This window comes from Brucella tritici, assembly GCF_008932295.1.
Lineage (GTDB): Bacteria > Pseudomonadota > Alphaproteobacteria > Rhizobiales > Rhizobiaceae > Brucella > Brucella tritici.
This window is the reverse complement of the sequence record NZ_WBWA01000004.1, coordinates 100,314-121,967: the sequence shown is the minus strand read 5'-3', so window position 1 is coordinate 121,967 and position 21,654 is coordinate 100,314. Positions and strand designations below refer to the sequence as shown.

The window sequence follows — 21,654 nt, the reverse complement described above, 5'->3', positions numbered from 1 at the left end:
TTGCCTCACATTCTAAACAAGCCGAAGCGTGTCGGCTCGATGGGTGCATTCAGCGTGGCGGAAAGCGACAGGCCGAGCACTTCGCGGCTCTTGCGCGGATCGACAATGCCGTCATCCCAAAGCCGCGCCGAGGCATAAAGCGGGTGGCTCTGGCGCTCGAACATGTCTAGCGTCGGGCGCTTGAACTCCGCTTCCTCTTCCGCCGACCACGTTCCGCCGGTGCGTTCGATCCCGTCGCGCTTGACGGTTGCCAGTACGCCCGCCGCCTGTTCGCCGCCCATCACCGCAATGCGGCTGTTCGGCCAGGTCCACAGGAAGCGCGGCGAATAGGCCCGCCCCGCCATGCCGTAATTGCCCGCACCATAGGATGCGCCGATCAGCATGGTGATTTTCGGCACATTGGCCGTTGCCACAGCTGTCACCAGCTTGGCGCCATGCTTAGCAATGCCCTCGGCCTCATATTTGCGCCCAACCATGAAGCCGGTGATATTTTGCAGGAAAATCAGCGGAATATTGCGCTGGCAGCAAAGCTCGATGAAATGCGCGCCCTTGGTGGCCGCTTCGGAAAACAGCACACCATTATTGGCGATAATCCCGACAGGCATGCCGTAGATACTGGCAAAGCCGCAAACCAGCGTGGTGCCATAGCGCGCCTTGAACTCATCGAAGTCCGAGCCGTCGACCAGCCGCGCGATCACTTCGCGCACATCATAGGGAATGCGCGTATCGGCGGAAACCACGCCGAGCAGTTCTTCCGGGTCGTAAAGCGGAGCAGCACCGTCGCCCTTCGGAATGAAGGAGCGTTTTTCGCTGTTGAGATTGGCCGCGATGGCGCGCGCAATCTGCAAGGCATGGGCGTCGTCATTGGCCAGATGATCGGCCACGCCGGACAGCCTTGTATGCACATCGCCGCCACCGAGATCTTCCGCTGTCACCACTTCGCCGGTTGCGGCCTTCACCAACGGCGGACCGGCCAGAAAGATCGTGCCCTGATTGCGCACGATCACCGTCTCGTCGCTCATGGCAGGCACATAAGCGCCGCCTGCGGTGCATGACCCCATGACCACGGCGAGCTGCGGAATACCCGCTGCCGACATTTGCGCCTGATTATAAAAGATGCGCCCGAAATGGTCGCGATCCGGGAAAACCTCGTCCTGATTAGGAAGATTGGCCCCGCCGGAATCAACCAGATAAATGCAGGGCAAGCGATTCTCGCCCGCGATCTCCTGTGCACGCAGATGCTTTTTCACGGTTACCGGATAATAGGTGCCGCCCTTCACCGTCGCATCGTTGCAGACGATCATGCAGTCCCGGCCCGATACACGCCCGATGCCGGTGATGATCCCGCCCGAGGGAGCCGCGCCGCCATACATGCCATGCGCCGCCGTCAGCCCCACTTCCAGAAAGGGCGAACCCGGATCGAGCAACTGCGCCACGCGCTCGCGCGGGAGCAGTTTTCCGCGCGAAACATGGCGCTCGCGTGCTTTCTCGCCGCCTCCATCAATGGCAATCCTCGAAGCCTCGGCCACGATATCGATTGCCGCCAGCATCGCCTTGCGGTTGGCCTCGAAACTGGCGCTGCGTGTGGAGATTTCAGATTTCAGAACCGCCATCAACGGGTCTCCTGAAAGAGTTCCCGTCCGATCAGCATACGCCGGATTTCCGATGTGCCTGCACCGATTTCGTAAAGCTTGGCGTCGCGCAGCAGGCGCCCGGTTGGATAATCATTGATATAGCCATTGCCGCCGAGAGACTGGATCGCCTGCAAGGCCATCTGCGTGGCGTTTTCCGCCGTATAGAGAATGCAGCCCGCCGCATCCTTGCGCGACGTCTCGCCCCGGTCGCAGGCCGCCGCCACCGCATAGGTATAGGCGCGCGAGGCGTTGAAGATCACATACATGTCGGCAAGCTTGCCCTGCATCAACTGGAACTCGCCAATCGGCTGATCGAACTGCTTGCGCTCATGCACATAGGGCACCACGACATCGAGACAGGCCGCCATGATGCCGAGCGGGCCGCCAGCCAGCACCACGCGTTCATAGTCGAGACCCGACATCAGCACATTGACGCCCTTGCCTTCTGCCCCGAGCAGGTTTTCGGCAGGCACTTCGCAATCCTCGAACACCAGTTCGCAGGTATTGGAACCGCGCATGCCGAGCTTGTCGAGCTTCTGCGCGGTCGAAAATCCCGTGAAACCTTTTTCAACGATGAAGGCGCTGATTCCGCGCGGACCTGCCGACGGATCGGTCTTGGCATAAACCACCAGCACATCGGCATCCGGGCCGTTGGTGATCCACATCTTGTTGCCATTGAGCACATAGGTCTGCCCACGCTTTTCAGCATGAAGCTTCATCGAAACGACGTCGGAACCCGCGCCCGGCTCGGACATGGCGAGCGCGCCGACATGCTCGCCGGAAATGAGCTTAGGCAGATATTTTGCGCGCTGTTCAGGAGAACCGTTCCGCTTGATCTGATTGACGCAGAGATTGGAATGCGCGCCATAGCTGAGACCGATAGAAGCGGAAGCGCGGCTAATTTCTTCCATCGCGATGCAATGGGCGAGATAGCCCATGCCCGCACCGCCGTATTCTTCGGGCGCCGTAATGCCGAGTACGCCAAGCTCACCCAGTTCACGCCAAAGATGCATGGGAAATGCATTGTTGCGATCGGTTTCAGTGGCCAGCGGCGCAATGCGGCTTTCCGCAAAACGGCGCACCGTATCGCGAAGGGCTTCGATCTCCTCGCCAAGACCGAAATTCATGCCCGATGCAAACATACTCGTCCTCCACAAGTTCTGCCCGGCAACCACCACTTTCGCGATGGGCTATGTTCAGGCCAGAGTGTCCCGTGAATTTCAAATAGGCAATGGCTTTGCGTGGCGTTCTGTGGCTATTTATTACCGGATAACGAAATTTTGTTGCGCTCGTTATCCGGCAACCAAATCAATCCCCTTGAAGCTCTACAATATCCCGATAAAGCTCCAGCGCTTCCGGGTTGGCAAGCGCTTCGCGGTTCTTCACGTCGCGCCCGTGCACGATATCACGCACGGCAAGCTCCACGATCTTTCCCGACTTGGTGCGCGGAATATCAGCAACCGCAACGATCTTTGCCGGAACGTGACGTGGCGTGGCGCCGGTGCGAATCTTGGTCTTGATGCGCGCCTTGAGGTCGTCGTCCAGCGTCACACCTTCGGCGAGCCGCACGAACAGCACCACCCGCACATCCTTGTCCCAGTCCTGCCCGATGCAGAGCGCCTCGGCGATTTCCGGCATCTGTTCGACCTGATTGTAAATCTCCGCCGTACCGATACGCACGCCGCCGGGATTGAGCGTCGCATCCGAACGACCATGGATGACGATGCCGTCATGCTCGGTCCATTCGGCAAAATCGCCATGGCACCAGATATTGTCGAAACGCTCGAAATAGGCGGCCTGATATTTCGCGCCTTCCGGATCGTTCCAGAATTGCAGCGGCATGCAGGGGAATGCCCTGGTGCAGACCAGCTCGCCTTTTTCGCGGCGCACCGGCTTGCCATCGTCGTTCCAGACATCGACGGCCATGCCAAGGCCGGCACCCTGAATTTCGCCCAGCCACACCGGTTCGGTCGGAACGCCCAGCACAAAGCAGGACACGATATCCGTACCGCCGGAAATGGATGCGAGATGCACGTCCCCCTTGACCGCCTCATAGACGAAGGCAAAGCCTTCCGGCGATAGCGGCGAGCCGGTCGAGGAGACGGTGCGCAATGCCGACAGATCATGCGTTTCGCCGGGCTTCAGACCGGCTTTCAAAACGGCGTCGATGAATTTCGCCGAAGTGCCGAAATAGGTCATGCCCTCGGCGGCGGCATAATCGAACAGCACATTGCCATCGGGATAGAACGGCGAACCGTCATAGAGCAGAAGCGTGGCGCCGGAGGCGATGCCGGAAGCCAGCCAGTTCCACATCATCCAGCCGCAGGTGGTGAAATAGAAGAAACGGTCGCCGTCGCGAATATCCGCATGAAGACGGTGTTCCTTCAGGTGCTGAAGCAGCACGCCGCCAGCCCGGTGCACGATGCATTTCGGTATGCCCGTCGTGCCGGAGGAAAACAGGATATAAAGCGGATGATCGAAGGGGAGCCGCGTGAATTCCACGTCCCTGGCCTTGAATGGCTCCAGAGCCGCGTCGAGCGACATGCCCTTTTCCGCCTTGGCGGCGACGGCTTCCGCTTCGCCGAGATAAGTCACGATGACGGAGCGCTTCAGCCCCGGCAGTTTTGCCGTCACTTCAGCAACCTTGTCGGCAACCTCGATGCGCTTGCCATTATACCAGTAGCCATCGCAGGCGAAGAAAAGCTTCGGTTCGATCTGGCCGAACCGATCCAGCACGCCTTGCACACCGAAATCCGGCGAGCAGGAAGACCAGACCGCGCCGATGGACGAAGCAGCCAGCATCAGGGCCACAGCCTCCGGCATATTGGGCATCATCCCCGCCACGCGGTCGCCCGGCTGAACCCCCTCCGCCAGCATGAACTGCTGCAGTTTCGAGACCAGCGCGTGAAGATCATCCCATGTCAGGCGGCGTTCGACCTTGTCCTCACCGCGAAAGATGATGGCTTCCTCGCCCCCCTCATGGCGCAGCAGGTTCTCGGCGAAATTGAGCCGTGCCTCGGGGAAGAATTTTGCGTCACGCATATGGCCTTTATCGACAAGGGCCGTGCTGCCACGCTCGCCGATAACCTCGCAGAAATCCCACACAAGCTGCCAGAACCCGCCGCGATCCTCGACAGACCAGCGATGCAGCGCAGTGTAGTCCGGCAGGCTCAGATCCGTGCGCTGTTCTGCGCGAATGCGGAATTGTTCCAGATTGCTGGCGGCGATGCGCCCAGCGTCCGGTTGCCACAGCGGATGGTCATGCGAAAACTGCGTGGGGACTGCGTTGGTGCTCATCATTCCTCCCAGAACCATGCGGAGCCAGCCCTCTCCCGATCAACTCCGTCACGAGTTTCTAAAAGAGAGTTTCCGATACGTCCATGCTTTTCCCATGGATGGCCCATCAAAGGAACCCTATCGCCCGCACCTCGAGCGGTTCGGCCCAAACGGAGCCACTGGAACTGCTCGAATATTTGCTTCGTCGCATTTTCCCACGCAAAACCGCTTCGCACTTTTGCTGGAAATGCTCCAATTGTGATTGCCGGACAAACAGGCTGAACCTGCTGTGCATCTTGCTTTATGGGAAAGCGTAACCTAACTACAGCCCGCGCCGGAAGCATCCTGATGCCTTTCGATGCAAAAGAAATATCCAGTTCTCAGGGCGGGGTGAAACTCCCCACCGGCGGTAACGGGTGAAACACCCGAAGCCCGCGAGCGCCTGACACGGCAAACGTGACAGGGTCAGCAGATTCGGTGCAAATCCGAAGCCGACGGTCATAGTCCGGATGAGAGAGAACGAGGTTGGAATCATGCTCGGCTGGGCGGCTTGCCGTCTTCGTCCTGCAGTTTTTCTTCCCGTACCCTGAGGTAACAGGCTTAAAAAAGGGAAGAAACCGTTGAGCCAACTTGCCTCTACCCCAACTTTGAAACCCACCGTGCGCGGAGCAGCACTGATGGTTGCGGCCTGTTCGGCCTATGCTGCCGTCAATGTCGCCACCCAATGGGCCGGAACGCGTACCGGCATTCCATCCGTCATCATCGCCTTCTGGCAATATGTGATCGCGCTGGTGTTGACCTTGCCCCTGCTCGTTCGCGATGGCGCGAGAGCCTTACGCACCAGCCATTTCGGTCTTCACGTCATTCGCGTCGCGCTGGCTGCCGCTGGCGTACAGGTCTGGATTTACGCTCTGACCCATGTGCCAATCTGGCAGGTGGTCGCCCTGTCCATGACCTCACCCTTCTTCGTCATCCTGTGCGCGCGACTGTTTCTGCGGGAAAAGGTCACGCCAACACGCCTGATGACCACATTCACCGGATTTGTCGGAGCCTTGATCATCATCGCACCCTGGTCGGATTCCTATACGGTCTATTCACTGCTGCCCGTCCTCGCCGCGGCACTTTGGGCGGGATATTCGGTGATGACCAAATATCTGACCCGTTTCGAAAAGCCTGCCAGCATTTCGGCCTATATGCTGGTGCTTCTCACGCCCATCAACGCCGCCCTTTGGCTGGCGTCCGGCTTGGGCATGTCCGCAATCACCGCACCGACCATCGAAATCTGGTCCATATTGGTCATCATCGGCGCTTTCACGGCTCTGGCACAATATTTCCAGACGGCAGCCTATGCGGTGGCGGATGCTGTCTACCTGCAGCCGTTCGACGATCTGAGGCTGCCGATCAACGTGATTTTCGGCTGGATCGTGTTTGCTGCCACGCCAAGCATCAATTTCTGGCCGGGAGCTGTCCTGATCGTCGGCGCATCGCTCTATCTGATGCGTCAGGATAGCGGCACGACGCGCACCGCCTGATCGAGCCGGTGAGGATACCTGCCTATCGGGAGACGGGCAGGCTGTCTCTCGCAGCCTCAGAAAATTCACCTGGGCCTTCGAACCTACCGACCCAGGCGTCGATTCTCTGCACCAGCCAGCGTTGAACGGGATTTTCGAACAGGTGATATGCGGCGATAGCGGTCATTAGGCTTGCAAGAACAGCTCCGGCAAGCAGCATGACCGCGCCTGCTGTTGTCTCCTCCCATCGCTCCGGGGTCATTCTGAAAAACATCATCCCCACCAGCGGATGAAGAATGAAAATACCGAAACTGTAACGGGAGAGTTTTGTCAGTCCATGCCACTGTAGCGGCGTATAAATGCCCTGACTGGACGCAAGATAGAGCACATAGATACCCGCATAGAGGAATGCCAGCCGCCAGGGACCTTCGAGCGTATTGGGTTCACCCGGCCCGTTTCCCGGATGATAGAACACAAAGACGATCAGGCAAACGGCCAGCAATATCTTGATTGCCGCTGCTGGCATCGCAGGATGTGTTCGCCTTGCAAGCCACATGCCGAAGAGAAAGGACGGTAAGGTCCGGAACACACCCACAGCAGACAATTGAATGCGGGTGAGTGACAACACACCGAGCTTTTGCGCCAGATATTCACCGCCGATAATGGCCACGATTACGCCGACCAGAACCCAGCTCCCGAAACGACGGCACAACATATCGAACAGCGGAAAAGCCAGATACATCGCGAAAAGGGCACTCAGCGACCAACTGACATAGTTGTAGGACGACGTGTGTCCCAGACCCCAATTGTGGATCAGCAGCAACTGAGTGAGCCCATCGCGCCAGCTTGTGCTGGGGTTGCCCGAGGGATGCAGGATTCCCGCTGTCGTCAGGACGGAGAGAAGCACAAAGCACGAGAAAGCCACCACATGCAGCGGATAAATCCGCGCCAGCCGCCTTCCGACAAAAGCCACGTAGCGGGGCCAGCTCCAGAGATAATTTCGTCGTCTTGCCAGAAACAGCCCAGAGACAATAAAGAAGACATCAGTAAAATAAGCAAAAGTTAATATAAAATCATTCAGTGTCTCATTCTGCACCGAAATGCGGAAAGAAAAATGGAAAACGGCGATTCCCATACATAATAAAAACCGTAATCCATCGAAATGTGGCAGTCTGTTCATTCAAAATAGCACTGATAAATTACTTCGCCGACATCCTGTTTACCAATTTCTGGGGAGTTGTCGAGCGCAACTTGGGCGTGAAATTCACCATGACGTGAGAATTTCGCCGGAATATCAGTCCGCCGCAGCGAAATGTTCCATCTGGTCGGCATAGGCTTTCTGGAATGCAGGCCGCGCCATGGCACGTTCGACATAGGCCCGGCAGGCCGGATGCTGCGCCAGACCGTTAAAATGATCGACCAGGCGCAACACGTCGGCCATCAGAATATCGGCAACCGAAAATTGCTCAGTCAGCCATTCGCGGCCTGACAGCGCCTGTTCCATATGGCCAAGCCGACCGGCCAGAAAACTGTCCATGAGCTGGCGCCCCGGTGTCTGCTCTTCATCACCGGTGAATTTATAAAGGGCGAGCGGCAAGGCAGCCATTTCTACCGAATTCAGTGCTGCAAAGAGCCACTGTATGACTTCGTTTCGCGCCCTCGGATCAGGCGGCAACAGCATGTCGCTCTTCTCCGCGATATGAAGCAGGATGGCGCCGCTTTCAAAGACCGACATATCGCCATCGATCAGCCATGGCACCTGCCCGAAAGGCTGATGAGTGAAATGTTCCGGCCCGCGATTCTTGAACGGAACGCCTTCGACACGATAGGGCAGCCTGGCTTCTTCCAGCGCCCAGCGCACGCGAAGATCGCGGACGAAGCCGCGTGGCATTTTGGGAACCCAGTCGAATGTCGCCAAGATCATTTCTGTCATGGAAAGCGACATAGCGCGCAAACAGGCTTTGTCCAACGACAGCTATTGCGCCGACCGATTTGCTGTATGTTCAGGCTTTATGGTAAGGGAAATTTGGTGGAGCCAAGCGGGATCGAACCGCTGACCTCCTGCATGCCATGCAGGCGCTCTCCCAGCTGAGCTATGGCCCCATCAGACCTCTTTCGAGGCACATCAGGCAGGACTTGCTGCCCGGTGTGGCGGCTTATTAAATGGCGTTCGCCAGAAGATCAAGAGCTAAATCGCAACTCTTTTCACATCTGCCAAAAATAATTCACAGATCACGCCGACGCCCCCATCCGGGATGCGCTCAAAACGCAACGAGGCGACCCGAAGGTCGCCTCGTAAAAGCATCAGGTCTTGATCTGTGTAACAGATCAGCCTTCTTCGTCTTCGCCGCCGACGCCACCGCCGAGAATGCCCGACATGTCGTCGTCCTCGTCTTCCTCTTCTTCGAGGAAGGTGTCGTCATCGTCGTCGCCGAGGTCGACATCGTCGTCGTCCATATCCGGCAGATCGTCGCCGCTGCCCTTGGTTTCGTCGTCGGCATCCTCGAGCGAGACGAATTCCGGCTTTTCGAGCGCGGTATCCAGTTCTTCCTCTTCGGTTTCCTCTTCGACAACGCGGCTTTCAAGCGTGGAGTCGAAATAGGAGCGCGGATAGGAAATGCCAGTGTAAGGCGAAACGATCGGGTCGCGATTGAGATCGTAAAATTTCTTGCCCGTTTCCGGGTCGATACGCTTGGTACCAAGTTCAGCTTTTGCCACGTCTAGCCTCGTTAATTCACACGGGGACACAAATTCATAAAATCGCGCCGGAATGCCTGCCTTGAAGCATATAGCCCTTCACCATGCTGTTCATGGGGCCATATAGCAAGGGGCAAGTCTTGAGCACGTTTATATTGTTGTCCGGTGCATAAACGCAATTTGGCGCGTTTGTCAAAGCGAAACGCAAAGGGATGCGCAGACTCTTGGCTCTCCCTCCTGATTATGGGTGTCGTCCGCGCCGCGTATTCACGGATGACCGCACAATATTACTATGCTAGGGAAGCCCCGCTTATCTCTCAATCCCGGCGCGTGTCCGCGCCAAAAATGTGACTGTGAACAATCCATGTCCCATTCTGCATCCCCGAAACCAGCAACCGCCCGCCGCTCGGAGGCACTCACGGGCGAAATCCGCATTCCGGGTGACAAATCCATCTCGCATCGCTCCTTCATGTTTGGCGGTCTTGCATCGGGTGAAACCCGCATCACCGGCCTTCTGGAAGGCGAAGACGTCATCAATACCGGTCGCGCCATGCAGGCCATGGGCGCGAAAATCCGCAAGGATGGCGATGTCTGGATCATCAATGGCGTCGGCAACGGTTGCCTGTTGCAGCCCGAAGCAGCGCTTGATTTCGGCAATGCCGGAACCGGTGCGCGCCTCACCATGGGCCTTGTCGGCACCTATGACATGAAAACCTCCTTTATCGGCGACGCCTCGCTTTCCAAGCGCCCGATGGGCCGCGTGCTAAACCCGTTGCGCGAAATGGGCGTTCAGGTGGAAGCTGCCGACGGCGACCGCATGCCGCTGACGCTGATCGGCCCCAGGACGGCCAATCCGATCACCTACCGCGTACCGATGGCATCCGCGCAGGTAAAGTCCGCCGTGCTGCTCGCCGGTCTCAACACGCCGGGCGTCACCACCGTCATCGAGCCGGTCATGACCCGCGACCATACGGAAAAGATGTTGCAGGGCTTTGGCGCCGATCTTTCGGTTGAAACCGACAAGGATGGCGTGCGCCACATTCGCATCACCGGCCAGGGCAAGCTTATCGGCCAGACCATCGACGTGCCGGGTGATCCGTCCTCGACGGCCTTCCCGCTTGTTGCCGCGCTTCTGGTCGAAGGTTCGGATGTTACCATCCACAACGTGCTGATGAACCCGACCCGTACCGGCCTGATCCTGACGCTGCAGGAAATGGGCGCCAATATAGAAGTGCTCAATGCCCGTCTTGCTGGCGGCGAGGATGTCGCTGATCTTCGCGTGAAGGCATCGAAGCTCAAGGGCGTCGTCGTTCCGCCGGAACGCGCCCCGTCGATGATCGACGAATATCCGGTTCTGGCGATTGCCGCCGCCTTCGCGGAAGGCGAAACCGTGATGGACGGTCTGGACGAGCTGCGCGTCAAGGAATCGGATCGTCTGGCAGCCGTTGCGCGCGGCCTTGAAGCCAATGGCGTCGATTGCACCGAAGGCGAGATGTCGCTGACGGTCCGCGGTCGCCCCGACGGCAGGGGACTGGGTGGCGGTACGGTCGCAACCCATCTCGATCACCGTATCGCGATGAGCTTCCTCGTCATGGGCCTTGCATCGGAAAAGCCGGTGACGGTTGACGACAGCACCATGATCGCCACGTCCTTCCCCGAATTCATGGATATGATGCCGGGACTGGGCGCCAAGATCGAACAGAGCGACGCGCGATGACGCCGTTCATCGTCGCTATCGACGGACCGGCTGCCTCGGGCAAGGGAACCCTTGCCCGGCGCATTGCCATTCATTACGGCATGCCGCATCTGGATACGGGGCTGACCTATCGCGCCGTCGCCAAGGCGCTGATCGACAAGGGGCTGCCGCTCGACGATGAGGCGGTGGCGGCTGACGTCGCGCTGAACCTCGATCTGCGCGAGATGGACAAGGCGGTGCTTTCCGCTCATGCAATCGGTGAGGCTGCGTCGAAGGTTGCGGTCATGCCGAAGGTCCGGCGCGCGCTCGTCGAAGCGCAACGCAACTTCGCCAACGCCCTGCCCTCAAGCGTCCTTGACGGGCGCGATATCGGCACTGTCGTCTGTCCCGATGCGGCCATAAAGCTGTTCGTCACCGCCTCGCCGGAAGTACGCGCCGAGCGTCGCTATGAGGAGATCGTGGCGCGCGGCGAGAAGGCGGATTTCGCGGAAATCCTGGCTGACCTCAGGAAGCGCGACGAACGCGACACGAACCGCATCGATTCTCCGCTCAAACCTGCTGAAGACGCGCACTTGCTAGATACGAGCGAAATGAGTATAGAAGCGGCATTTCTAGCCGCAAAAAAGCTGATTGATCACGCTTTGGCGCAGCATCGGGGATGAAACCGACAAGTTTTTAAGCTTTTCGGATCTCATTGTGCCTCGAAAAGCTGGATTATCCTGAGTTCGGACCTATATAGGCTGCACTCATACTGAAAAGCCTGACTTCGCGTTCCATGCGCCGGTTGTCTGCAAAGACGGGGCCGAGGTCGGGCATAACGCAACACTAACCCCCGGCGCCGCATCCGATGAATTTTCCGGATGCACCAGGAGTATTCATGTCAGAATTCAATCCATCCCTCGCAGACTTCGAGTCGCTGCTGGCGGAATCCTTTGCAACGAACGACCTCGCTGAAGGTTATGTCGTCAAGGGCCGCATCGTAGCCATTGAAAAGGACATGGCGATCATCGACGCCGGTCTGAAGGTCGAAGGCCGCGTGCCGCTGAAGGAATTCGGCGCAAAGGGCAAAGACGGCACGCTGAAGCCGGGCGACGAAGTGGAAGTTTACGTCGAGCGCATCGAAAACGCTCTGGGCGAAGCTGTCCTGTCGCGCGAAAAAGCACGCCGTGAAGAAAGCTGGGTCAAGCTCGAGCAGAAGTTCGCCAATGGCGAGCGCGTCGATGGCGTCATCTTCAATCAGGTCAAGGGCGGTTTCACCGTCGACCTCGACGGCGCTGTTGCCTTCCTGCCGCGTTCGCAGGTCGACATCCGTCCGATCCGCGACGTCACCCCGCTCATGCACGTCCCGCAACCGTTCGAAATCCTCAAGATGGACAAGCGTCGCGGCAACATCGTTGTCTCGCGTCGTACCGTTCTTGAAGAAAGCCGTGCGGAACAGCGTTCGGAAATCGTCCAGAACCTTGAAGAAGGTCAGGTCGTTGAAGGCGTCGTCAAGAACATCACCGATTACGGTGCGTTCGTTGACCTCGGCGGCATCGACGGTCTCCTGCACGTGACCGACATGGCATGGCGCCGCGTCAACCATCCGTCGGAAATCCTCACCATCGGCCAGACGGTCAAGGTGCAGATCATCCGCATCAACCAGGAAACCCATCGTATCTCGCTCGGCATGAAGCAGCTCGAGAGCGATCCTTGGGATGGTATCGGCGCGAAGTACCCGATCGGCAAAAAGATCACCGGCACCGTCACGAACATCACCGACTACGGTGCATTCGTGGAAATCGAGCCGGGCATCGAAGGCCTCATCCACGTTTCCGAAATGTCGTGGACCAAGAAGAATGTCCATCCGGGCAAGATTCTGTCCACCACGCAGGAAGTCGAAGTCGTTGTGCTCGAAGTTGATCCGGTCAAGCGCCGTATCTCGCTCGGCCTCAAGCAGACCCTCGACAATCCGTGGACGACCTTTGCCCAGAAGTACCCTGTCGGTACCGTTGTTGAAGGCGAAGTCAAGAACAAGACCGAATTCGGCCTGTTCATTGGCCTCGACGGCGACGTTGACGGCATGGTTCACCTCTCCGACCTCGACTGGAACCGTCCGGGCGAACAGGTCATCGAAGAGTACAACAAGGGTGAAGTCGTTAAGGCTGTCGTTCTCGACGTTGACATCGAGAAGGAACGCATCTCGCTCGGCATCAAGCAGCTTTCCGGCGACAAGGTCGGTGAAGCAGCAGCTTCCGGCGATCTGCGCAAGAACGCCGTTGTAACAGTTGAAGTCACCGCAGTAACCGATGGCGGCCTTGAAGTTCGTCTGGTCGATCACGACCTCGACAGCTTCATCAAGCGCTCGGATCTGTCGCGTGACCGCGACGAACAGCGTCCGGAACGCTTCACGGTCGGTCAGAAGGTTGACGCTCGCGTCATCGCTTTCGACAAGAAGACCCGCAAGCTGCAGGTCTCGATCAAGGCGCTCGAAATCGCCGAAGAAAAGGAAGCTGTCGCTCAGTACGGTTCGTCCGACTCCGGCGCTTCGCTCGGCGACATCCTCGGTGCCGCTCTGAAGAAGCAGGAAAAGAACTAATCTTTCCCTCTTCGACTGAACATGGAAAAGCCCGCCTCTCGGCGGGCTTTTTCTTTATTGAATGGGGACACGCACATTGGCGAGTAAACGATCTTGCAGCACCACGTCATAGAGAACGGCGCCAACGCAAATCGAAGCGCAATGCTCGCAGAAGAAAGGCCGGGATGTCACCATCCCGGCCTTTCACACATTTCACTAAAGCCTTTTGATTGTCCGATCGAGCTATGCGACGCTGAGCATATGGATCAGGCCAAGGCTGATGGTGCCCAGAGCCAAGAGCGAAAGTATCGCAGTCAGCGTGACGCGACCGCCTGCTGACGCCACCGAGCGGATATCGACGCCAAGGCCAAGGGCTGCCATCGAAATGATGGTAAGAATGGTCGAGGCATATTGAATGCCGGGCAGGATCGATTCCGGTATCAGGTGCAGCGAATGCAGCGCCATCATGCCAAGGAAGCCGAGGATGAACCATGGCACGAGCTGGAAGAAGCCAGGCTTGGCGTTTGCGTCCTTGTTTCCGGCAAGAAGCGCCAGCGCGAGAATGACCGGTCCGAGCATCAGCACGCGCACGAGCTTTACCAGCGTGCCAAGCTGGACACTGATCGTCGCGACCGGAGCAGTGGCAGCCAGAACCTGTGGCACCGCATAGACGGTCAGGCCCGCCAGCACGCCATATTGCGTGTGCGAAAGCCCCAGAAGCGGCACCAGCAACGGCAGAAGCAGCACGACGACCACGCCGAGAATAGCAGTGAAGGCAATGGAAGCCGCCACGTCCTCGCTTCCCGCACCGATAACCGGCGCGGTGGCAGCGATGGCGGAATTGCCGCAAATGGAGTTACCGCAGGCCACCAGAACCGCCATGCGATGCGGCAGCTTCAACAGGCGTCCGATCCCGTAGCTGAGCGTGATAGCAATCACCACCACACCCGCAATGCCGAAGATGAGCCCCGACCCCGCAGCCACCACAGCACTGGCGCTGATCGATGCACCGAGCAGCACCACTGCAATTTCCAGAAGAAGCTTGGCGGAAAAGCCGATGCCCTTGTTGAACTGCTTGCCGGGACGCAGGAACGTCCGCACGACCGTGCCAAGGAGAATGGCAATCACCAGCGCTTCGAGCCAGGCGCGCCCTGCATAATGTTCCTCGACTCTTTCAAGTCCAATCGCCGCAATTGCGACGGCAACGCTCAAGCCAAGTCCTGGGAGGATGTTCTGGATTTTGGAGTAGGTCATTTTCGGCATTTCAAATCTGATTGTTAGCTTTTTCGCATTGTCCTGCGCAAAACCGCTTCGCACTTTTGCTGGAAATGCTGGTTTCTTTCGCATTGTCCTACGCAAAACCGCTTCGCACTTTTGCTGGAAATGCTCGTATGAGAATTATTTTCTCATCCAATGCCTGATTTTCCCTGTTCAATCCATTTCATTATATGGCATATTTCATTCGATAAAATCGAACGATAGATGCTATGACACTGGAACAGCTACGAATTTTCATTGAAGTCGCCGAGCGTGAGCACCTTACGCGAGCCTCGGAAGCCCTGCATCTGACGCCTTCTGCGGTCAGTTCGGCTATCCGCACGATGGAAGATCGCTACGGGGCCACGCTCTTCAATCGTATCGGGCGGCGGATCGAACTAACCGGTGATGGACGTATGTTTCTGGACGAGGCGCGCGCCACACTCTCGCGCGCGCGTTCTGCCGAGCGAATGCTGTCGGAACTTGGTGGCGGCAAACGGGGCATTCTCGCCATTCATGCCAGCCAGACCATCGCCAGCTATTGGCTGCCGTCCTTTCTGGCACGGTTTCACGCCGCTTATCCGCTGATCGATATGCGGCTGACGCTTGGAAACACCGAAAGCGTTACCGAGGCGACAGAGGAAGGTGTTGCCGATATCGGTCTGGTGGAAGGCGCTGTACAAGCGCCGTCCCTATCGATCAGCAAGGTTGCAAGCGACCAGCTTATTCTGGTGGCGCGCCCCGATCATGACTGGGGCACGGGAGGCAAGCTCACCTGGGACCGGCTTTTCGAGGGAAAATGGATCTTGCGCGAGCAGGGATCGGGAACGCGCAGCGTTTTCGAGGATGCCATGCGCGCTTCAGGCTATAATCCGGCGCGGCTGCATGTGGCGCTTGAACTACCCTCGAACGAGGCAATCTGTTCGGCTGTGCGCTCTGGTGACTATGTGACGGCCATATCGGAACTTGTCGCCGCTCCGCATCTGGCCGCCGGAACGCTCATGAAGGCGGACTTTGCGCTCCCGCAACGCCAGTTTCTCATGCTGCAGCACAATGACCGCTACAGGACAAAAGCGCTACAGGCTTTCGCCAGTTTGTTAAGCGGCGCGGATCAGCGAATCTGACGCAACAATTCCGGCTGCGGAAAACAGGTTGACGCCATGCCGTTCTTCGCCTGCCACAGGCCGATGGAGCGACGGGTCTTGAAGCCGGGCAAGCCATCAGGTTTGCCGACATCATAGCCCAGCGCCTGCATGCGTTTCTGCATTGCGCCGATATCGGAACGATACATGGAGCCGACGTCGCCCCATGCGCGACTGAAATCGCCTGCACCATAAGCGATACGGTCGCCGACATGGCCGATGAAGAGCGCATAGAGATCGCTCATATTATAATCCTTGAGCACGTAGAAATTCGGGCTCACGACAAAAGCCGGGCCATAGCGGCCGGCAGGCATGAGCAGGAAGCCCTCGCCCTTCATTTCATTGGCCGGAAATGGCTTGCCATTCGCCCGCGTAATGCCGAGCTTCGCCCATTCGGCAATCGTCTTGCCCTGATCCGGCCCTTCCAGCGAACAGGAGACGTTCTGCGGAACGTTTACTTCAAAGCCCCAGTCGCGCCCCTTCTGCCAGTCATGAAGTTTCAGATAATTGGCGATGGAAGCAAGCGTATCCGGCACAGAATTCCAGATGTCGCGCTTGCCGTCACCGTCGAAATCGACCGCGTGCTTCAGATAGGAAGTCGGCATGAATTGCGGCTGGCCGAGCGCGCCCGCCCATGAGCTTTTCATAGCAGCTTCGTCGATATAGCCCTTGGAAGCGATTTCGAGCGCAGCAATCAGTTCCTTCCGGAACATGTCCTTGCGGGTAGCCATAAAAGCCTTAGTGCCAAGAACTTCATAGGCATTGTAGGGAATCTTCACCGTGCCGAAGCCGGATTCGCGGCCCCATACGGCAAGCAGGATCGGCCCCGGAACACCGTATTTCTGTTCGATGCGTTTCAGGAGATCGGCATATTGGCCATAGCGCGCCTTGCCGCCGCTTGTGACTGCACCCATCGTCTTGGCATTGAAATATTTGCCGGGCGCTCCGAATTCCGCCTGTTTCTGCTCTTTCGGAGTCGTGGGCTTCTCGCCGGGAATGACAAGGTCCGGCAGCTTCCAGTTGATCGAGACACCGGCAAAAGCCTGATCGAACACGGCGCGGGATACACCTGCCGCCTTCGCTTCCGGCCAAAGGTCCTTTTCCAGCCAGTTGCGATACTGGCTTTCAATCTGGGCCTTCGACGGCGCGGCGATGGCGGGAGAAATGGCAACAATGACGGCAAGACCCAGAGCAGTTTTCAAAGCATGCTTCCAACGGCTTGCAGCCATGTGTTTCTCCATCAAATCTAAAGCGTGGTTCGTGCCCGCAAGGCGGCAGCAAGCGTGCCTTCATCCAGATAATCGAGTTCACCGCCGACCGGAACACCGTGGGCGAGCCGCGTGACACGCACATCGAAGCTGGATAACTGGTCGGTAATGTAATGCGCCGTGGTCTGGCCTTCAACGGTGGCGTTGACCGCGAGAATCACTTCCTTGATCTCCCCGGTGGCAACCCGTTCCACCAGACCTTTGATGTTGAGATCGTCCGGGCCGATGCCGTCGAGCGGCGACAGGCGACCGCCAAGAACATGATAGCGCACATTCATCGTGCCTGCCCGTTCCAATGCCCAAAGATCGGAAACATCCTCCACCACGATGAGGGTGGTGGGATCGCGCCGCCCATCGGTGCAGATCGTGCACGGATCGGACGTATCGACATTGCCGCAGCACGAACAGATGCGCACCTTTTCGGCAGCCTCCTGCATAGCGCCGCCAAGCGGCACCAGAAGCGCTTCCTTCTTCTTGATGAGGTGCAGAGCCGCACGACGGGCCGAACGCGGTCCAAGCCCCGGCACGCGGGCCAGAAGCTGGATGAGACGTTCGATTTCAGGACCGGCTATTCGTTTGGACATTTGCTTAAGGGAGTAAGGGAATAGGGAAATAAGGGAGTAGGGAACGGGAATCAGGGGATATACGGCATGGCGGCAGTCAGCCGACCAAACATACTCCCCTATTCCCTTATTCCCCTACTGCCTTAGAACGGCAGTTTGAACCCCGGAGGGATCGGCAGACCGGCGGTGAGCGACTGCGTCTTCTCGGCCATAGCCGCTTCAAGCTTGGCCTTGGCGTCGTTATGCGCCGCGATGATCAGGTCCTCGAGGATTTCAACCTCTTCTTCCTTCATCAGCGACGGGTCGATCTTCAGCGCCGACAGGGTGCCCTTGCCGGAAAGCGTGATCGTCACCAGCCCGCCGCCCGATGACGCCGAGGCTTCCATGGTGGCGATCTCGTCCTGCATGGCCTTCATCTTGGCCTGCAATTCCTTCGCCTGCTTCATCATGCCCATCATGTCACGCATGGGTTCACTCCATCATTCCGTAAATCAGTCGTCTTCAGACGGTGCGCCGGGGATTTCCGCCACGGCATCGAGGTCAATGTCCTCGTCGTCATTCTGTTCCGGCACGGCAATGCGCACGTCGGTGATCTTTGCGCCCGGAAAGGCCGCGAGAATAGCGGCGACATCGGGATCAGCACGGGCGTCGGTCACCAGATTGTCGCGACGTTCCGTTTCCGCCTCCGAAATGGTCTGCCCCGCCACATCACGCGCGACGGTCACCACCCAGCGAATGCCGGTCCAGTTCAGGAGGCGCTGCGAAATGTCGCTCGGCAAAGATTTTGGCGCGTCGTCGGTCAGGCCGATTTCCAGCCGTCCGGGTGCAATGGATGCAAGGCGCACACAGCTCTTGACCAGAATCTTGAACTGCATGTCACGGTGCTTGTCGGCGAGTGCGACGACATCGTGCAGGCTGTTGACCGGCACCGAAGGCTGCGGCGTATTCTCGACGATTGGCTGCGGCGCGGCAGACGGCTGAACCGGCTGCGGTGGTGTTTCCACGATACGCATGGCCGTTGCCGGTCCACCGGAGACGGGGCCCATCGAAGACGATCCAACCGTATCGGTGGCAAAACGCGCTTCAGGCTGACTACCGCCGCCATTCGGCCGCGGATTGCCCAGCTGCGGACGCGGCGCCGAAACGGAGCCATTGTCGAGACCACGGATCGCTTCATCCAGCGTCGGCAGATCGGCTGCATGGGCAAGCCGGATCAAAAGCATTTCTGCGGCCTGAACCGGCCTCGTCGCCGTATCGACTTCCGCAATGCCCTTGAGCAACATCTGCCAGGTGCGCGACAGCACACGGACGGAAAGTTTCTGCGCGAATTCACGACCGCGCACGCGCTCGTCTTCCGACAGGGACGCATCTTCTGCCACATCCGGCGTGAAACGCAGGCGTGTCACCAGATGGTTGAAATCGGCAAGATCGGTCAGAACAACCGACGGGTCGGCACCGACATCATATTGCGCGCGAAATTCCGTCAGTGCGCCGGCCACATCGCCGCGCATCAGCATCTCGAAGAGGTCGATGATACGGGCACGGTCCGCAAGGCCCAGCATGGAGCGCACGGCTTCCGCCGTAACGGTGCCTGCGCCATGCGCGATGGCCTGATCGAAAATCGACAGCGAATCGCGTGCCGAGCCTTCGCCTGCGCGTGCGATCATGGCGAGCGACGTGTCATCCACCGCGATCTGTTCCGCTTCCGCGATGCGGCGCAGATGCTGCGCCAGCGTGCCCGATTCGATGCGGCGCAGGTCGAAGCGCTGGCAACGTGACAGGACCGTGATCGGAACTTTTCGGATTTCGGTGGTGGCAAAAATGAATTTGACGTGCGGTGGCGGCTCTTCCAGCGTCTTCAACAGGCCGTTGAAAGCCTGATTGGAGAGCATGTGCACTTCGTCGATGATATAGACTTTATAACGCGCAGAAACCGGGCGGTAGCGCACCTGCTCGATGATCTCGCGGATGTCATCGATGCCCGTATGCGAGGCGGCGTCCATCTCGATCACATCGACATGACGGCCTTCCATGATCGCCTGGCAGTTTTCGCCCTGCACGGAAAGATCGATAGTCGGCTGGTCGATCGTATCTGTCTTGTAATTGAGAGCGCGCGCCAGAATGCGCGCCGTGGTCGTCTTGCCGACCCCGCGAACGCCGGTAAGCATCCAGGCCTGCGCGATGCGGCCCGTCTCGAACGCGTTCTTGAGCGTACGAACCATCGGCTCCTGGCCGATAAGGTCGTTGAAATTCTGGGGGCGATATTTGCGGGCGAGAACGCGATAGGCGCCATCGGCGGATTTTGTGTCCATAGCGACCCTTCCGTTCTTCCTGTTCCGCTTTTTTCTCAGTCGCCAGTTTGGACCGGACGCATGAGCGGCGTCAACCAAAGAGGCAACCCATCAACAGTCGTCGGCATCGTGAGAAAGGGTGGGAGGCTGGCACGATGACCCGTGCCGTGGCTCGTTAGGGCTGCTTCCTTCCGGACCTGACCCGGTTGGCGAGTGGCTCGTCCACCACCAACCTCCCACGCTGCATATCGTCAATTGTGAAGCAAAAAGCAAGGAGGGCGCCACGCAAAAAGCAAGCACTGGACGAAAAAAGCTGGTAAATGTCGGCCTATGGAACAATTCGAACTCGATAAACGGCTTCATGCCGACACTTTTTCTGTCGCCAAGCTCGGCCTGTGCGAGCTTCGGTTGATGAACGACCGGCGCTGGCCATGGCTGATCCTGGTGCCGCGCCGTCCTGATCTCACTGAAATTCACGATATGACGCCGCTCGACCAGACCATGCTGACCTTCGAGACCGGCATCGTTGCGCAGGCGCTCAAGACCGTGACGGGCTGTGAGAAGATCAATACGGGTGCGCTCGGCAATATTGTTCGGCAGCTACATCTGCATGTTATCGCCCGCAACGAAGGCGACGCGGGCTGGCCTGGCCCTGTCTGGGGTTTCGGAACCCGCGAAACCTATGACGAAAAAGACGCACAGCAGTTGATCGCCGACATTCGCGCGGCGCTTTAATTTGCTTTCACGCGCATCTTTTCCGAAAACCGTTTCACACTTTTCGGGATGCGCTTTCATCCCCCCAACAATTCCGAGATAGATATGACTTTCCGTCTCTATGACCTGCCGGAAATCGAACCGAGCCGATCTGTCGGATTTTCCGGCAACAGGATCGACCGCCAATCCGAAAAGCGACGGGATGATTCTGCCTTCACGGCGCTGGAACTACCCGAAACGCGAATCATGCTGCTTGGCAGCAACAGGCTGCTTCTCGACTATGCCGATGAAAAAGCCCCGAGGGCCTTGTTTGCACTTGGCGAGGCGAAGAACTTTGCGCCTGATCTTCACGAACCGATTTTTCTCGGTCTTCAGGACGGCGTGCCGCTTGTCGCTTTGACAACACCGCTCGACCCCGAGACGATGGCAGCACCTTTCCGCCTGCAGGATTATCGCAGCATCTATACGGAAGGGCTGGTATCCGCCGACCTGCTCGGCGCGCTGGCGCAGGCCGCAGCGCTGACCGCATGGCATGCCAATTACCGTTTCTGCGGGCGTTGTGGCACAAAAACCGATATGCGCGCTGGCGGTGCCAAGCGGCAATGCCCCAACTGCGGTGCGGAACATTTCCCGCGAACCGATCCGGTGGCGATCATGCTGCCGTTACGCGGCGAAAAATGCATTCTGGCACGCGGGCCCCATTTCGCGCCCGGCTCCTATTCCTGCCTTGCAGGATTTATCGAGCACGGCGAAACAATCGAGGCCGCCGTGCGCCGTGAAAGTGTGGAGGAAATGGGGCTCTCCATCGGTCGCGTTGCCTATCATGCGAGCCAGCCCTGGCCGTTTCCCTACTCGCTGATGATCGGCTGTCATGCCGAGGTTTTGAGCGACGACTTCACTATCGACCGCTCGGAGCTGGAAGACGGTCGATGGTTCTCGAAGGCCGAGGTGCGGACAATGCTGGAAGGCACACATGAAAATGGGTTGCGGGTGCCGCCATCCGGCGCCATTGCAACCCATTTGATAAAGGCCTGGGCGGAAAACTGAT

General features: G+C 58.3%; 18 protein-coding genes, 1 tRNA gene, 1 other RNA gene and 1 riboswitch. Of the genes, 7 read left to right on the top strand and 13 right to left on the bottom strand.

The window, feature by feature from the left end; all coding sequences use genetic code 11:
- Nucleotides 1-5 precede the first annotated feature (5 nt).
- The 3 genes from F9K91_RS06375 to F9K91_RS06365 form a co-directional block, all read right to left on the bottom strand.
- Complete coding sequence (locus F9K91_RS06375) at nt 6-1,613, bottom strand: carboxyl transferase domain-containing protein (RefSeq protein WP_151677456.1); 1,608 nt, start codon at nt 1,611-1,613, stop codon at nt 6-8.
- On the bottom strand, nt 1,613-2,761 hold the full coding sequence (locus F9K91_RS06370) for an isovaleryl-CoA dehydrogenase (RefSeq protein WP_208852683.1): 1,149 nt from the start codon (nt 2,759-2,761) through the stop codon (nt 1,613-1,615). Before F9K91_RS06370 ends, F9K91_RS06375 begins: the two co-directional genes overlap by 1 nt.
- A gap of 181 nt (nt 2,762-2,942) precedes the next feature.
- A complete protein-coding gene (locus F9K91_RS06365; protein ID WP_151677454.1) occupies nt 2,943-4,931 on the bottom strand; it encodes an acetoacetate--CoA ligase in 1,989 nt (662 codons plus the stop codon).
- Between the two features lie 351 nt (nt 4,932-5,282).
- Nucleotides 5,283-5,435: riboswitch (FMN riboswitch) on the top strand.
- Nucleotides 5,436-5,530: 95 nt separating this feature from the next.
- On the opposite strand from F9K91_RS06365, the gene F9K91_RS06355 reads away from it, so the two are divergent.
- Nucleotides 5,531-6,442: a DMT family transporter gene (locus F9K91_RS06355; protein ID WP_268890834.1), complete on the top strand. Its 912-nt coding sequence runs from the start codon at nt 5,531-5,533 to the stop codon at nt 6,440-6,442.
- A 22-nt stretch (nt 6,443-6,464) separates the two neighbouring features.
- Here the strand turns inward: F9K91_RS06355 and F9K91_RS06350 are convergent, their stop codons facing one another.
- The 4 genes from F9K91_RS06350 to F9K91_RS06335 form a co-directional block, all read right to left on the bottom strand.
- On the bottom strand, nt 6,465-7,601 hold the full coding sequence (locus F9K91_RS06350) for an acyltransferase family protein (protein ID WP_151677452.1): 1,137 nt from the start codon (nt 7,599-7,601) through the stop codon (nt 6,465-6,467).
- A gap of 114 nt (nt 7,602-7,715) precedes the next feature.
- Entirely contained in the window at nt 7,716-8,354 is a 639-nt protein-coding gene (locus F9K91_RS06345; protein ID WP_151677451.1) for a glutathione S-transferase family protein, read from the bottom strand.
- Between the two features lie 94 nt (nt 8,355-8,448).
- A tRNA-Ala gene (locus F9K91_RS06340) sits at nt 8,449-8,524 on the bottom strand.
- Nucleotides 8,525-8,749: 225 nt separating this feature from the next.
- On the bottom strand, nt 8,750-9,139 hold the full coding sequence (locus F9K91_RS06335; protein ID WP_061344726.1) for a TIGR02300 family protein: 390 nt from the start codon (nt 9,137-9,139) through the stop codon (nt 8,750-8,752).
- A 343-nt stretch (nt 9,140-9,482) separates the two neighbouring features.
- Here F9K91_RS06335 and aroA point away from each other — a divergent pair, with 343 nt between their 5' ends.
- The 3 genes from aroA to rpsA all read left to right on the top strand — a co-directional run bounded on the left by aroA (nt 9,483) and on the right by rpsA (nt 13,392).
- Nucleotides 9,483-10,835, top strand: a complete 1,353-nt coding sequence (gene aroA, locus F9K91_RS06330) for a 3-phosphoshikimate 1-carboxyvinyltransferase (protein ID WP_151677450.1) — start codon at nt 9,483-9,485, stop codon at nt 10,833-10,835.
- Nucleotides 10,832-11,476 carry a (d)CMP kinase gene (cmk, locus tag F9K91_RS06325; protein ID WP_151557110.1) on the top strand — a complete coding sequence of 215 codons (645 nt, stop codon included), beginning with the start codon at nt 10,832-10,834 and terminating at the stop codon, nt 11,474-11,476. Before aroA ends, cmk begins: the two co-directional genes overlap by 4 nt.
- A gap of 215 nt (nt 11,477-11,691) precedes the next feature.
- On the top strand, nt 11,692-13,392 hold the full coding sequence (gene rpsA / locus F9K91_RS06320) for a 30S ribosomal protein S1 (protein ID WP_061344723.1): 1,701 nt from the start codon (nt 11,692-11,694) through the stop codon (nt 13,390-13,392).
- Between the two features lie 222 nt (nt 13,393-13,614).
- On the opposite strand, the gene F9K91_RS06315 is transcribed toward rpsA, so the two are convergent.
- Entirely contained in the window at nt 13,615-14,634 is a 1,020-nt protein-coding gene (locus tag F9K91_RS06315; RefSeq protein WP_208852681.1) for a YeiH family protein, read from the bottom strand.
- Between the two features lie 224 nt (nt 14,635-14,858).
- Between F9K91_RS06315 and F9K91_RS06310 the strand changes: the two genes are divergently transcribed.
- Nucleotides 14,859-15,752, top strand: a complete 894-nt coding sequence (locus F9K91_RS06310; protein ID WP_151557112.1) for a LysR family transcriptional regulator — start codon at nt 14,859-14,861, stop codon at nt 15,750-15,752.
- Here the strand turns inward: F9K91_RS06310 and F9K91_RS06305 are convergent.
- The 5 genes from F9K91_RS06305 to ffs all read right to left on the bottom strand — a co-directional run bounded on the left by F9K91_RS06305 (nt 15,740) and on the right by ffs (nt 20,129).
- On the bottom strand, nt 15,740-16,999 hold the full coding sequence (locus F9K91_RS06305) for a lytic murein transglycosylase (protein ID WP_151677448.1): 1,260 nt from the start codon (nt 16,997-16,999) through the stop codon (nt 15,740-15,742). The two genes, F9K91_RS06310 and F9K91_RS06305, sit on opposite strands and share 13 nt — an antisense overlap.
- Before the next feature lie 17 nt (nt 17,000-17,016).
- A complete protein-coding gene (gene recR / locus F9K91_RS06300) occupies nt 17,017-17,622 on the bottom strand; it encodes a recombination mediator RecR (protein WP_151677447.1) in 606 nt (201 codons plus the stop codon).
- 122 nt (nt 17,623-17,744) lie between these two features.
- Entirely contained in the window at nt 17,745-18,068 is a 324-nt protein-coding gene (locus F9K91_RS06295; RefSeq protein WP_010657829.1) for a YbaB/EbfC family nucleoid-associated protein, read from the bottom strand.
- 24 nt (nt 18,069-18,092) lie between these two features.
- Nucleotides 18,093-19,913: a DNA polymerase III subunit gamma/tau gene (locus F9K91_RS06290; protein WP_151677446.1), complete on the bottom strand. Its 1,821-nt coding sequence runs from the start codon at nt 19,911-19,913 to the stop codon at nt 18,093-18,095.
- A gap of 118 nt (nt 19,914-20,031) precedes the next feature.
- Nucleotides 20,032-20,129: signal recognition particle sRNA small type (gene ffs, locus F9K91_RS06285), an RNA gene on the bottom strand.
- Nucleotides 20,130-20,222: 93 nt separating this feature from the next.
- Here ffs and F9K91_RS06280 point away from each other — a divergent pair.
- On the top strand, nt 20,223-20,627 hold the full coding sequence (locus F9K91_RS06280) for an HIT domain-containing protein (protein WP_151677445.1): 405 nt from the start codon (nt 20,223-20,225) through the stop codon (nt 20,625-20,627).
- 84 nt (nt 20,628-20,711) lie between these two features.
- Complete coding sequence (gene nudC, locus F9K91_RS06275; RefSeq protein ID WP_151677444.1) at nt 20,712-21,653, top strand: NAD(+) diphosphatase; 942 nt, start codon at nt 20,712-20,714, stop codon at nt 21,651-21,653.
- Nucleotide 21,654: the final 1 nt, after the last annotated feature.

Excerpts from the sequence above, each read along its gene's own strand:
- F9K91_RS06280 (WP_151677445.1), top strand. The coding sequence starts at position 20,223 with ATGGAACAATTCGAACTCGATAAACGGCTTCATGCCGACACTTTTTCT.
- F9K91_RS06350 (WP_151677452.1), bottom strand. The coding sequence starts at position 7,601 with ATGAACAGACTGCCACATTTCGATGGATTACGGTTTTTATTATGTATG.
- F9K91_RS06310 (WP_151557112.1), top strand. The coding sequence starts at position 14,859 with ATGACACTGGAACAGCTACGAATTTTCATTGAAGTCGCCGAGCGTGAG.
- F9K91_RS06290 (WP_151677446.1), bottom strand. The coding sequence starts at position 19,913 with ATGGACACAAAATCCGCCGATGGCGCCTATCGCGTTCTCGCCCGCAAA.
- F9K91_RS06345 (WP_151677451.1), bottom strand. The coding sequence starts at position 8,354 with ATGACAGAAATGATCTTGGCGACATTCGACTGGGTTCCCAAAATGCCA.
- recR (WP_151677447.1), bottom strand. The coding sequence starts at position 17,622 with ATGTCCAAACGAATAGCCGGTCCTGAAATCGAACGTCTCATCCAGCTT.
- F9K91_RS06365 (WP_151677454.1), bottom strand. The coding sequence starts at position 4,931 with ATGAGCACCAACGCAGTCCCCACGCAGTTTTCGCATGACCATCCGCTG.
- F9K91_RS06375 (WP_151677456.1), bottom strand. The coding sequence starts at position 1,613 with ATGGCGGTTCTGAAATCTGAAATCTCCACACGCAGCGCCAGTTTCGAG.
- rpsA (WP_061344723.1), top strand. The coding sequence starts at position 11,692 with ATGTCAGAATTCAATCCATCCCTCGCAGACTTCGAGTCGCTGCTGGCG.
- F9K91_RS06295 (WP_010657829.1), bottom strand. The coding sequence starts at position 18,068 with ATGCGTGACATGATGGGCATGATGAAGCAGGCGAAGGAATTGCAGGCC.
- aroA (WP_151677450.1), top strand. The coding sequence starts at position 9,483 with ATGTCCCATTCTGCATCCCCGAAACCAGCAACCGCCCGCCGCTCGGAG.
- nudC (WP_151677444.1), top strand. The coding sequence starts at position 20,712 with ATGACTTTCCGTCTCTATGACCTGCCGGAAATCGAACCGAGCCGATCT.
- cmk (WP_151557110.1), top strand. The coding sequence starts at position 10,832 with ATGACGCCGTTCATCGTCGCTATCGACGGACCGGCTGCCTCGGGCAAG.
- F9K91_RS06370 (WP_208852683.1), bottom strand. The coding sequence starts at position 2,761 with ATGAATTTCGGTCTTGGCGAGGAGATCGAAGCCCTTCGCGATACGGTG.
- F9K91_RS06305 (WP_151677448.1), bottom strand. The coding sequence starts at position 16,999 with ATGGCTGCAAGCCGTTGGAAGCATGCTTTGAAAACTGCTCTGGGTCTT.
- F9K91_RS06315 (WP_208852681.1), bottom strand. The coding sequence starts at position 14,634 with ATGCCGAAAATGACCTACTCCAAAATCCAGAACATCCTCCCAGGACTT.